The organism is uncultured Photobacterium sp. (assembly GCF_947502415.1).
Lineage (GTDB): Bacteria > Pseudomonadota > Gammaproteobacteria > Enterobacterales > Vibrionaceae > Photobacterium.
In genome coordinates this window covers 79,455-92,071 of record NZ_CANMZV010000009.1, presented here as the reverse complement: position 1 = coordinate 92,071, position 12,617 = coordinate 79,455, and the positions used below count along the sequence as shown (strand labels likewise).

At 45.6% G+C, this 12,617-nt stretch carries 11 protein-coding genes; 7 read left to right on the top strand and 4 right to left on the bottom strand.

Going from position 1 to position 12,617, the window contains the following annotated elements; translation table 11 throughout:
* Positions 1 to 10 precede the first annotated feature (10 nt).
* A complete protein-coding gene (gene torA / locus Q0852_RS11590; RefSeq protein ID WP_299018181.1) occupies positions 11 to 2,491 on the top strand; it encodes a trimethylamine-N-oxide reductase TorA in 2,481 nt (826 codons plus the stop codon).
* A 121-nt stretch (positions 2,492 to 2,612) separates the two neighbouring features.
* Here the strand turns inward: torA and Q0852_RS11585 are convergent, their stop codons facing one another.
* Together Q0852_RS11585 and Q0852_RS11580 are read right to left on the bottom strand one after the other, a co-directional pair.
* Entirely contained in the window at positions 2,613 to 2,735 is a 123-nt protein-coding gene (locus Q0852_RS11585) for a hypothetical protein (RefSeq protein WP_299018180.1), read from the bottom strand.
* A gap of 86 nt (positions 2,736 to 2,821) precedes the next feature.
* Positions 2,822 to 3,538 carry an aspartate/glutamate racemase family protein gene (locus Q0852_RS11580; protein ID WP_299018179.1) on the bottom strand — a complete coding sequence of 239 codons (717 nt, stop codon included), beginning with the start codon at positions 3,536 to 3,538 and terminating at the stop codon, positions 2,822 to 2,824.
* A gap of 191 nt (positions 3,539 to 3,729) precedes the next feature.
* Here Q0852_RS11580 and Q0852_RS11575 point away from each other — a divergent pair, with 191 nt between their 5' ends.
* Together Q0852_RS11575 and Q0852_RS11570 are read left to right on the top strand one after the other, a co-directional pair.
* Positions 3,730 to 4,608, top strand: coding sequence for a LysR substrate-binding domain-containing protein (locus Q0852_RS11575; protein WP_299018178.1), 879 nt, complete (start codon positions 3,730 to 3,732; stop codon positions 4,606 to 4,608).
* A 266-nt stretch (positions 4,609 to 4,874) separates the two neighbouring features.
* A complete protein-coding gene (locus tag Q0852_RS11570) occupies positions 4,875 to 5,645 on the top strand; it encodes a TSUP family transporter (RefSeq protein WP_299018177.1) in 771 nt (256 codons plus the stop codon).
* Here the strand turns inward: Q0852_RS11570 and Q0852_RS11565 are convergent.
* Positions 5,605 to 6,450: a LysR family transcriptional regulator gene (locus Q0852_RS11565; protein WP_299018176.1), complete on the bottom strand. Its 846-nt coding sequence runs from the start codon at positions 6,448 to 6,450 to the stop codon at positions 5,605 to 5,607. The genes Q0852_RS11570 and Q0852_RS11565 overlap by 41 nt on opposite strands.
* A gap of 108 nt (positions 6,451 to 6,558) precedes the next feature.
* Positions 6,559 to 7,047: a MarR family transcriptional regulator gene (locus Q0852_RS11560; RefSeq protein ID WP_299018175.1), complete on the bottom strand. Its 489-nt coding sequence runs from the start codon at positions 7,045 to 7,047 to the stop codon at positions 6,559 to 6,561.
* Positions 7,048 to 7,521: 474 nt separating this feature from the next.
* Here Q0852_RS11560 and Q0852_RS11555 point away from each other — a divergent pair, with 474 nt between their 5' ends.
* The 4 genes from Q0852_RS11555 to uhpT all read left to right on the top strand — a co-directional run bounded on the left by Q0852_RS11555 (position 7,522) and on the right by uhpT (position 12,595).
* Positions 7,522 to 9,219 carry a L,D-transpeptidase family protein gene (locus Q0852_RS11555; protein ID WP_299018174.1) on the top strand — a complete coding sequence of 566 codons (1,698 nt, stop codon included), beginning with the start codon at positions 7,522 to 7,524 and terminating at the stop codon, positions 9,217 to 9,219.
* Positions 9,220 to 9,373: 154 nt separating this feature from the next.
* Complete coding sequence (locus tag Q0852_RS11550; protein ID WP_299018173.1) at positions 9,374 to 9,925, top strand: YcbK family protein; 552 nt, start codon at positions 9,374 to 9,376, stop codon at positions 9,923 to 9,925.
* A gap of 174 nt (positions 9,926 to 10,099) precedes the next feature.
* The gene (locus tag Q0852_RS11545) at positions 10,100 to 10,753 is read left to right on the top strand and encodes an MBL fold metallo-hydrolase (protein WP_299018172.1); all 654 of its coding nucleotides are present in this window, start codon (positions 10,100 to 10,102) and stop codon (positions 10,751 to 10,753) included.
* Between the two features lie 444 nt (positions 10,754 to 11,197).
* Positions 11,198 to 12,595, top strand: a complete 1,398-nt coding sequence (gene uhpT, locus Q0852_RS11540) for a hexose-6-phosphate:phosphate antiporter (protein WP_299018171.1) — start codon at positions 11,198 to 11,200, stop codon at positions 12,593 to 12,595.
* Positions 12,596 to 12,617: the final 22 nt, after the last annotated feature.

The window sequence follows — 12,617 nt, the reverse complement described above, 5'->3', positions numbered from 1 at the left end:
GGGAATAATAATGTCATTAAGTCGACGTAAATTCTTAAAAGGCCTCGCAACGACCTCGGCTGTGTCTGTGATTGGTCCTAGCTTATTGATGCAAGCCGCAAAGGCCGCGACACAGGAAGCCTCACCGTATTCGGCTGAGGGGAGTTGGAAGGTGTCTGGTTCTCACTGGGGAGCATTTCGGGCGAAGGTTTACAACGGGAAAGTTGTAGAGATTAAGCCGTTGGAATATGACAAATATCCAACAGATATGATCAAGGGAATCAAGGGAATCATTTATAGCCCGTCTCGGGTGCGTTATCCGGTCGTCCGTCTTGATTGGCTTAAAAAACACAAGTATAGCGGAGAAACCAGAGGTAATAATCGCTTTGTGCGAGTAACGTGGGATGAGGCACTGGATCTGTTCTATCAGGAATTGGAGCGGGTACAGAAAGATTATGGTCCCTGGGCGCTTCATGCCGGTCAGACGGGATGGCGGGCGACAGGGCAGTTCCATAGTTGTACAACTCATATGCAACGGGCCGTGGCTATGCATGGCAACTTTGTAAAAAAAGTGGGTGACTATTCAACCGGAGCCGGGCAAACCATTTTGCCCTATGTGCTGGGTTCAACTGAAGTGTATGCCCAGGGAACGTCCTGGCCGGAGATACTGGCAAACAGTAAAACAATTGTGCTTTGGGCCAATGATCCGCTTAAGAACTCACAAGTTGGCTGGCAGTGCGAAACGCATGGGGCTTATGAGTATTATGAGCATTTGAAACAGAAAGTCGCCAAGGGTGAGATCAGGGTGATCTCGATCGATCCGGTGCGTTCTAAAAGTCAGAACTACCTTAATTGTGAGCAGATCTATGTGAATCCGCAGACGGATCTGCCGTTTATGTTGGCGATTGCGCACACCCTGTATAAAGAAGAATTATACGATAAAAAATTCCTTGATACTTATGCGCTGGGTTTTGACGAGTTTCTACCGTATGTACTGGGTAAAACAGAGGATAAACAGGAAAAAACACCTGAATGGGCGGCACCAATTTGTGGTGTCAAACCTGATAAGATTCGCGAATTTGCCCGCCTGATGGCATCAGATCGAACGCAGCTTATTTTTGGTTGGGCGGTACAGCGCCAAGAGCATGGTGAGCAACCATACTGGATGGGAGCGGTTCTGGCTGCCATGCTCGGGCAGATAGGGTTGCCGGGAGGCGGTATTTCTTATTCTCATCACTATAGCGGGGTTGGTATACCGTCATCTGGCGCATCAGGCCCTGGTGGTTTTCCTCGCAATGTTGATGAAGGGAAAAAGCCGAAATGGGAGAACGATGACTTTAAAGGTTTCAGTAGTACCATTCCGGTAGCCCGCTGGGTTGATGCTATTTTAGAGCCGGGAAAGGAAATAAAGTATAACGGCTCTAAGGTTAAGTACCCCGATGTTAAGATGATGGTAATTAGTGGCTGCAATCCCTGGAACCACCATCAGGATCGCAATCGGATGAAGAAGGCTTTTCAGAAGCTGCAGACGGTAGTAACGGTTGAATTTGCATGGACGGCTTCCTGTCGCTTTTCTGATATTGTCCTGCCAGCCTGTAGCCAGTTTGAACGCAATGATATCGACTTATATGGTTCGTATTCAGTCAGCGGTATTCTTGCGATGCACAAATTGGTTGACCCGCTTTATCAGTCAAAACCGGATTTTGAAATATTTACTGAACTGTGCCGTCGGTTTGGCCGTAATAAAGAGTACACCCGCGGTAAAGATGAAATGGAGTGGGTGCGCGAGTTGTATGATGGTTGCCGAGAAGCGAATAAAGGTAAATTTGAGATGCCGGAATTTGATAAATTCTGGCAAGACGGATTGGTGGAATTTGGACCGGGTAAACCGTTTGTTCGCCATTCAGCTTTCCGTGAAGACCCGGAAATTAATCCGTTAGGAACACCATCTGGCTTTATAGAGATATTTAGCCGCAAAATTGATCGCTTTGGTTACAAGTACTGTAGAGGCCATCCGATGTGGTTTGAGAAATCAGAGCGTTCTCATGGTGGTCCAGGATCGGACAAATACCCGCTTTGGTTACAATCGTGTCACCCTGATCAGCGATTGCATTCACAGATGTGTGAATCGGAAGAGTACCGAGCGACTTATACGGTCAAAGGGCGAGAGCCAGTATACATAAGCCCTAAGGATGCACGAAAACGCGGAATTAAAGATGGCGATTTGGTTCGGGTGTTTAATGACCGTGGTCAGTTACTGGCCGGTGCTGTCGTTTCGGATGATTACCCTGAAGGGGTGATTCGTATTCATGAGGGGGGCTGGTTTGGTCCTTTAAATGAAAAAGTCGGTGCTATTGATACCTATGGTGATCCAAATACCTTAACCCAGGATATAGGCTCATCTGAATTAGCTCAGGCAACTTCAGCTAATACAGTTGTTGTGGAGATTGAGAAGTTTAAAAGGGCAGCTCCACCGGTAACCTCATTTGGCGGGCCGATTTATGAAAGCTGAGGCTTAGTATGGTGCTAAAAAAGAGCTGTCACTCCGCAGCTCTTTTTCATTGTAGTGAGAAGAAGTGCAGTGATAGCAAAAAGGTGGAGCATTGGCCCCACCTGCGATTGCACCTTAATTGTTAATCCCACTGCTGGCGGAAGAATTCATCAATGGCTTCAATGGCTTTTTCGACGAACTCTTCCCAGTCAAAGGGTTGGGCCTGTTGGGTATCTTTAGCGAAGATGTATATAAGGCGTCCCATTTTTTTGCTTCCACCTTCAGAACATTTTGTTCTACCAATACTAATATTAGCAGTTGGTTATTAAGGTTGGGGCCAGAGGGAAGCGTTTAGGCAACCATTTCGGGTTCAGTGATATCAGCTTGCGCCCACAGAATGGATTGCTCGGCCAAAATATCGAGTGAGTCCAGACAAGATTGCGGTTGTTCGATTGTTTGTTCAGAAAGCGCTACCGGGATTTCGGTACATCCGAAGATTACGGCTTCTGCGCCTCGAGCCAGAAGAGCTTTGAAAACGGGCTGCATGAGTTGTTTGCCATATTCGACATTGCCGGCTTTAACTGCGTAGATCCCTTCCATGACAGCCTGTTGCTCGTCTTCGGTTGTTTCTATTGCTTCGATCTGCTTTTGCGCCAGCTTGGTCTGATACATTCTTGTCATCATGGTGGCAGAAGTTGCCATTACACCTACTTTTCGGTACTGGCGAAGCTTGGCTTCATCAACAACGCTGTCGATGATACTGATGGTATGTACCTTGCTGCAGCCAGTCAGGCGGGGATACCAGTAATGGGCAGTATTACAAGGCATGACAATGCATTCAGCTCCTGCGTCCTGTAGTTGTTCCAACCCTTGTTTCAGTACCGGAAACGGATCTTGTCCGCCACCGAGGATATAAGCGGTGCGGTCAGGGATCTGTGGGTTATTACTAACAAGCATAGGAATATGTTGTTGATCGTTATGAGCAGGAGTTCGGGAAATTATTTTCTGCATAAATTCGACGGTCGCCAACGGACCCATTCCGCCTAGAATTCCTAATTTTCTGCTCATGATTTTGTTCCTACGGTATTTTTAACTGTGATCACTATAAAGTGGCACGTTATTGTTGAGAAATGCCGTTACTGCTGGCGCTATGCCGAATCCGTATGACAGGTTTTGAAAAGTGTGATCTGTGGCGCTTGAAATGTGCCTTTAATGGGTGGTTCGTTAGATATACTGTATTTTTTGTTATTTGAAACGCTATGAATATTGAAAGTAAGTGGCTGGAAGACTTTCTGGCTTTGGCTGAGGTACGTAATTTTTCTGTAGCGGCCGAGATGCGCAATGTAACTCAGCCTGCATTTAGTCGTCGTATCAAAGCATTGGAGCATACTGTCGGAGCTGAGCTGGTGGATCGGAGCAAGACGCCGGTTGCTTTGACTCCCAGCGGAAGGATGTTCCGGATCACGGCCCGGACTTTGATGAACCAGATGATGGAAGGGGTAGGGCAGCTGTCGGACCTGTCAAAACTCGGGGGTAACATTGTTCGGGTTGCCGCCGCCCATTCACTGGCAACCAGCCTGGTTCCTTCCATTCAACCTAAGCTATCTGCCGGTAAGCATAATCCGCTGTTGAGCGTTGAGGCTGTTGATGTGGACCAAGCTATCGAAGTGCTTCAGGAAGGCGGCTGTGATTTGTTGTTAGCTTTTGATGACGCCTTGCTTCGCCTGCCTCCTTACCAGTCACTGCAAATTGGCCAGGCTGAACTGTTACCTGTGTGTGCCTGTAACAGTGAAGGTGTTCCGCTATATAAAATCAGTAAAAGCCAAGAGGTGCCCTGGCTGGCTTATAGTCCGAGTTCTTATATGGGGCGTCAAGTTGAAGCTATTCGTGATCAGGTTAATTTGAAGGCGGTATTCCTGTCATCAATGACAGACTTGCTGAAAACCTTAGTATTGCAAGGCCAAGGTGTTGCCTGGTTGCCGGATTATTCTATTGAGAAAGAGTTAGCGAGCGGTAAGGTTGCGGTGATCGGAGAACCGCATTTAAGACTACCAATCACATATTATGCCTATCGTTATCAGGCCAGATTGCACCCGGCAGGAGAGCAAGTGTGGCAGGCGTTACATAATTTGGTATAGAAGCAGGTGTAATCAAATTCAATAGCAGCAAGCTAGAATCAACAGCTTTTGGTGTTTAAAAGGCCTGAAACAAGGAAAGTTAGCCCGGAAACACCAAACTAATCACGCCTGGTTGCATATGTTGTGGCGAAGAGATTAACGATTTCTGAGCAACTCTGTCAGACTAATTCCGAAAGGGAATAGGATGTTGTCCTATCTTTCGCTGTTCGTGGTGATTTGTCAGTGTTAATTTCCCCACTTCACGTTGATTAACTGAGTTTTAGCTGATGGAACTGTCGTTAGAGATCCTTTCTTTACTTTTTCTGGTAGCCGGTTTGGCTGGTTTTATTGATGCGATTGCCGGAGGCGGGGGATTATTGACTGTACCAGCGTTGCTTGCTGCGGGAGTACCGCCGACACAGGCATTGGCGACTAATAAGCTGCAAGGGGCATTTGGCAGTTTTTCAGCTTCATTGTATTTTGTTCGTAATGGCTTGGTCAGCCTGAAAGAGATGCGCAACGCGATTGTGTGTACTTTTACTGGCTCGGCGTTGGGAGCTGAGTTGGTGCAGCGGGTTGGTGCCGGGGTACTGACGAATCTGATCCCGATGCTGCTGGTAGGGATCTCGCTCTACTTTCTGCTTGCACCACAAGTTGGTAAAGGAGGCGGAACACCGAAGATCTCGGATAATGTTTTTGCCTTGAGTGTTGGTACTTGTGTTGGCTTTTACGATGGTTTTTTTGGGCCAGGTGCCGGCTCGTTATTTACGGTCTGTTTTGTGGCGATAGCCCAGCTTGGTCTGGTAGAGGCAACGGCAAAAACAAAAATTCTCAATTTCACATCTAACTTTGCCGCATTATTATTTTTTATTTTCGCCGGCTTACCTGTTTGGGAAATTGGTCTGGTGATGGCGGTTGGAGGATTTATTGGTGCTCGCCTAGGCGCTAAAGTGGTGGTCACCAAAGGACGAAAACTGATCCGTCCTATGGTTGTGATCATCTCGATGATTATGGCTGTTAAACTGCTTTTGGAACAAAATCCGCAATGGCTTCAATAAGGTTTCGAATACGCTCTGATTGGTAACTTTGCCGGCGATAACACAAGTGAACGGGGCGGGTGAGTTCATCGAGAAAACCAAAGTGATGGCAGAAGACAGGGGCAATTTTCAACGTTTTTACTATGGATGCAGGCACCAGTGCCGGAGCTACACCTCCGAGGGCCAGCTGGGCGGCAGCGGTATATGAGTCCATTTCCATCTGGGGAATGATGCCGGCTTTTTGTAGTACGCTTGCCTGATTCACATTTGCCGGATTTTTAAAGTCATTGACCAGCAGGACTGAGGGTTGCTGTGTTAACGGTTGGTGACTAACGACAGTAAAAAGTTCATCAAACAGGTGGCGGATGGCAAGCCCATGTTGGGGAGGCATGTGTCCGGCACAAAAGCCAATGGTGGCATCGCCAGACTGGACTTTTTCGATGATCACCGGGGTGTGATGGGTTGAAATTGAAAGGTAGGGATCGTGTTGGATGTAGCTGCCCATCATTTCACCGAGATAACCGGCGACTAAAGTCTCAGAGCAGGCAAGGGTTATGACGGTTTGATCCTGAATGCATTGCTGGTCAAATATGAGCCCTTTGATTTCTTTGTAGCTGGGGCCGACATTTTCGATCAGCACCAAGGCGTCCGGGCTGAGCTTGATCCGCCGGCCTGAGGGTTCGATTAGCTTTTTTCCTAGCCGCTTTTCCAGTCGGGCTATTCGTTTGCTGACGGCACTCTGGCTGATATACAGGTAGCTGCCAGCTTTGCTCATAGTGCCTTCTTTCGCCAGCACCAGCAACGTCTCTAATCCTTCAAGTAACACGGGTCATATCCATTGATGAAATAATGGAATGATTATACCAAAGTCAATAGACGTTAATAGGCATAACAAAAAGCCGGAAATCCGGCTATTTGTAATATGACGAAAGGCTTAGTTCGTGTTTTCTTCTTGCTCGGTGATGCTGCCGACTTCCAACATTGCAGCAACGTCTAAGTGCTCGGCATTCATCATCGAAGAAATTCGCTGTACAGACGACAAAAGCAGCGACTGTTCCCAGTCTTCCAGCTCCTGGAATCGGGAAACGAAGTTTTCCTGTAGCGGTAGCGGCGCTTTGGCCAGTACGTCTTTGCCTTGTTCTGTCAGGTAGGCATGTACTTTACGCTTATCCAGCTTACTTCTTTCACGGATAACCAACCCCCGTTTTTCGAGACGGTCGAGAATGGTGGTTGCCGTTGCCTGACTCATATTTGTATTGTTAGAAAGCTGACGAATTGTAACTTCACCTGAGTCACGAATCGCGCGCATCAGAACTAATTGAGGCCCCGTTAACCCTGCGACTTTATTGAGTTTTCTCGAGTGTAAATCGATCGCTCTAATAATTTGTCGAAGGGCAATGAGGACTTCTTCGTGCTTGTCCATTTAACTCTCCCAAATTAGTTGCCGCGAAGGTACATTAATATTAATGAACATGAAAGTCTTAGTTTCTGTAAAGGCGATAAAATTTCGATTCTTAATATGAATTATCGTCGTGGGGGATAATTCAGCCAATTTTTATCAATGTTTTGAGGCTATTTTACCGTTTGGTTGTTTCTTGTTGCATAACGGGAAGGAAATGAAAATCGGGTGTACTTGGCTTGTGTGCTTGTGTGCTTGTTGTTTGCTTTGCCAGCCGGCTAATATAAATAGCCTGTTTTAAGTATCAAGAAAATCTTGAGGTGTTTGGTATAAACATTTTCTACGACGATGGGTTATCTTCAGTATTATTTTTCTCTGCAAATATTGAAGTGTTTAATATTTGATACATTGTTCGCCTTTTGCTCGGGACTAAATTTAAGTCAGTTGGCTCAATAATTTGCCATACTAGTAGTGGTAACGGGAGCGGAAGGTGCGTTAATGGCAATATCAAAGCTTTGTAGTTTAGGACTTATTTTATTCGTCGCCTTGATACCGTTACAGGCGCAGAGGGTGTCGGCTGAAATTTTACTGTCTCAGCAGCATCAGCCTGACAATCCCACGCCGCAGCATATCGGTGACGATACGATTCAGCAGCAAAAAGCCATCCAGTGGGTTAATGAAATTGCAGACGATATTTCAGCGATACGCTATATTAACCAGCTCTCCCAACTTTACCACAACCTCGGTTATACGCCGCTTTGGCAAGATGGTCTGCTGGCAAATGAATTTGAAAATCAACTCAAATTATTAGCTTTAGCTAACGTCAGCGTCGATTTCACCAGACGGTATTCTTTGCTTCAACATCTCAAGCGTTCCAATGACTGGCGTCAGTATGACTTGCTGGCGACAGATTCTTTACTGGCTTATATGAGCTATGTAGAAAACATGCAGGAATACGGCCGGGGCTGGCTATTTGGTGCAGGGGTCGAATTGGGTTTGCCATTACCATCGGCCATGGCAATATCGCAGTTGGTTAGTGCCATTGAAACTGAGCGTCTTCGTTATTTTGTATCCAGATTGAAACCTGTCGATAGTCGCTATAAGCAAATCATAATTGCAATTAATGATTTGGAGCACTCAGCTGCCAGTTTGTATTGGCCGCGTTTTTACCAGCCAGGGATGATTCGTTATGGGGCGAAATTGGATAACGCCGAAAGTTTGATCGCAATTCTTGAGAATTTAGGCGACTTGCCAAGCTATCAGGCAGATCTGCTCCGGGAACAATTGACGCAAGTCTATACGCTTGAATTAGTCGAAGCGGTGAAGAGCTTCCAGCAACGACACGGTTTGAAAGTTGATGGTGTGATAGGGCCCAAGACACGGTTTTGGTTGTCGATGACGCCCAAAGAGCGAATCCGGGTATTGGCACTGAATGCGCAGCGGCTGCGTTTGTGGCCCGTAGAGCATCCATCAGTACTGATCGTGAATATTCCGGATTATGGTTTGAGCCTGTGGCTTGATAATGAGCATGTACTGAACAGCAAGGTAATTGTGGGGCGTCCAAGCCGCCGGACACCATTGATGATTTCGTCTATTGCTTCTGTGGTCTTTAATCCGTACTGGAATGTACCGATTTCTATCATGCGTAAAGATATCTTACCAAAGGCGCAATATGATCGGGGATACTTGTACCGTAATGACTTCGCGGTGATCCGTAGCTGGACCAGTTCAGAGCAAATCCCAATCCATACTATTGACTGGCGAATTGTGAACTCCAAATTGTTCCCATATCGGTTGCGACAAAAGCCGGGTAAGAAAAATGCCCTCGGAAGGTTTAAGTTTAATATCCCGAACGATAATGCAATTTATCTCCACGACACACCTGCGAAGAAGCTGTTTGATAAAGAAACTCGGGCATTTAGCTCCGGATGTGTCAGGGTTGAGCATGCCGACGAGTTAGCGATGATTTTGCTCAATTACTCTGGTGTTCCAGAGCAACGGGTTAATGAGCTAAAAGCACGCAGAAATACCAAGACAGTCGGTTTAAGTAATCAGGTCAAAGTCCATGTGATTTACCAGACTGCTTGGGTTGATGGACAAGGACAGATACATTTCCGAGATGACGTTTATCGCTACGATCAATTCGGTAAAATGTCACAAAAGGAAGAAAAACTAACAAAAATTTTTAGTGAATAAATTTCTTACAAGTCAATAAGTAGACAGTTTGGGTATAAAAAACCACCGTTTTATTGGTGTATAGCTGTTTGACTGAACAAAAACTGAACGTTATCTTGCTTTTCGTTCCGTAGCCTTTGGGCCCGAATTTAGCAAGTAAGTGGTTTTGTTCAGGATGTCAGAAATTAATTACAAGCGTCGTCAATTGTTGGTTGCAGGTGGTTTAGCCGTTGGCGCATGTTTATTGCCAGGAGTGGCTTTTTCAAGTCCTTTTAAAGGGACAAATCCAAGAAAAATTTCGTTATGTAACATTCATACCCGTGAAGACTTGGAAACCCAATACTTTGATGGCCAGAATTACATTACAGAAGAGTTAAAGCGTATTAATCATATTTGTCGTGATTTTCGCCGCAATGAAGTAGCGAATATGGATCGCCGTTTGTTTGATGCTATTGCTCAAATTCAGGCCGGTTTAGGTCATAAGGGACAGGTTCGTATTATTTCGGGTTACCGATCTCCTGAAACCAATAAATCATTGCAGAGTAAAAGCCGTAAGGTGGCCAAGAAAAGCTATCACATGAAAGGTCAGGCTATTGATTTCAACCTTGAAGGCATTTCGCTTAAAAGGGTACGAGATGCGGCATTGGAACTTCGCCTAGGGGGCGTTGGCTATTATCCAAAGGATGGTTTTGTCCACCTTGATACCGGTCCGGTTCGTCGCTGGTAAGCGATATTCAAATCAATACGGCATCAAAAAATATTAGACAGAATAATTACAAAGCCGGTTTCTATCTTCCTCTCTTGATAGTTACCGGCTTTGCTGTATTTGAAGTATGATTTTTGTTGTAAGTACCGGGGACATGTTATCCTTTGGCAAGATTATTTGAGTTAGGAAAGGGCTATGAGTCTTCAGTTTGAAATTGTTCCAGTTACCCCGTTTCAACAAAACTGTTCGATTATTTGGTGTGATGAAACCAACGAAGCAGCGATGGTTGATCCTGGTGGCGATATTCACCTGCTGAAAGAGAAGGTGCAACAGCTAGGCCTGACGGTAACTAAGCTTATTTTGACTCACGGCCACCTTGATCATGTCGGCGGAACAGAGCCGTTAGCGGCTGAACTGAATGTACCTGTGATTGGTCCTCACAAAGAAGATGCGTTCTGGCTTCAGGGGTTGGCCCGTCAGAGTGAGATGTTTGGCTTCCCGCTGACAGAAGCTTTCGAACCAAATCAGTGGCTTGATGAAAGTGACGTTATCACTGTGGGTAATCAGCAGCTGTACGTCTTGCACACTCCGGGTCATACACCGGGACACATTACCTTGCACAATGAAGAAGCCAAGGTTGCTTTTGTTGGTGATGTACTATTTAAGGGCGGGATTGGTCGTACAGATTTCCCTAAAGGTGATTATCAGACTCTGATTAATTCCATTAAAAACAAATTATGGCCATTGGGTAATGATGTAACTTTCGTTCCTGGTCATGGTCCGCTGTCTACTTTCGGCAACGAACGAGCGTCTAACCCGTTTGTAGCGGATGAAATGCCTCTGTATTAATCGGACTGAGTTAAGCTTATTGGACTATTCTAATAATCCGGTTGCTTAAAAAAGCGTGGATTTGTTACCAACCTTCCGTAATGAGTTAACAATTCACGCTTTTTATGTTTATTTCTCAAAGCTTATTAATAACCTTATTTATTTTGTGATTGCTTTCACGCTTTTCTTATCACCCTGTCAAAACTAAGAATCTTTCCTAATTGTTTTAGGGCGTCTTCTCAAGCTTGTGTTGGGTAGGCTCTTTAGAATCGCTGCTGTTATCTGGTCAATCATCATTAGTTGACTTCAGAGGGACCTGGAGCATTTCCTGACACACTTTCTGGTATGGATGCCGTGCTTCTCTGTTGTTGAGATATATAACAACTCCGCCTTGATGATGGCCAGCGTGATTGAGCAGAGCGCAGCTCTGTCGATTTTGTAGAGTGATTATCTTGAGGGTTTCACATGTTTAAAATTCTGGAACAGGTTAGAAAGCCAACCCTGGACTTGCCTGTAGAAGAGCGTCGTAAAATGTGGTTCAAGCCATTTATGCAATCATACCTGGTTGTATTTATCGGTTATTTGACCATGTACCTGATCCGTAAAAACTTCAACGTAGCTCAGAACGACATGATTTCTACTTACGGCCTGTCGATGACAGAGCTGGGTATGATTGGTCTGGGTTTCTCAATTACTTACGGCATCGGTAAAACTGTTGTTTCTTATTACGCTGACGGGAAAAATACCAAACAATTTCTTCCTTTCATGTTAATCCTGTCTGGTATCGCAATGCTGGGCTTCAGTGTCAGCATGGGTGGTTCGGGTGTCAGCCTGTTCCTGATGATCGCTTTCTATGGTCTGAGTGGTTTCTTCCAGAGTACTGGTGGTCCTTCAAGTTACTCGACGATTACCAAGTGGACACCTCGAAATAAACGCGGTACTTACCTTGGTTTCTGGAACATGTCTCACAACGTGGGTGGTGCAGGTGCAGCAGGTGTTGCTCTGTTCGGTGCGAACTATCTGTTCGACGGTCATGTTATCGGTATGTTTGTTTTCCCGTCGATTATTGCACTGGTAGTCGGTTTTATTGGTCTGCGTTTTGGTAGTGATTCTCCGGAAGCATATGGCCTGGGTAAAGCAGAAGAACTGTTTGGCGAAGAAGTAAGTGAAGAAGACGTTAGTGCTGAAGAAAATCAGATGACCAAGCGTGAGATCTTCATGGAGTACGTACTGAAGAATAAGATTATTTGGTTACTTTGTTTTGCCAATATCTTCCTGTATATCGTACGTATCGGTATCGATCAGTGGTCAACAGTGTACGCTTATCAGGAGCTTGGCTTCTCTAAAGAAACTGCAATTCAAGGTTTCACCCTATTTGAGGTGGGTGCGCTTGTCGGTACGCTGATGTGGGGCTTCTTGTCTGACTTGGCAAACGGTCGTCGTGCACTGGTTGCGTGTGTCTCTCTGACTCTGATCATTTTTGCGCTGGAAATCTACCAGACTGCAACAACAGAATTTATGTACCTGGGCTCACTGTTTATTCTTGGCTTCCTGGTATTTGGCCCACAGCTTCTGATTGGTGTGGCAGCGGTTGGCTTCGTACCTAAGAAAGCAATTAGTGTTGCTGATGGTATTAAAGGTACTTTTGCTTATTTGATTGGTGACAGCTTTGCGAAGCTTGGCCTGGGTATGATTGCTGATGGTACGCCAATCTTCGGTCTGACTGGTTGGCAAGGTACTTTTGCCGCGCTGGATACTTCTGCCGCAGTTTGTATTGGCTTGCTACTCTTCGTTGCAATTGCAGAAGAGAAGAAAATCCGCCGCGAGAAGCGTTTGCAAAATGCTGAGCTTGAACTGGCTTAAGTGATTGAAGTTAAGTAATTGA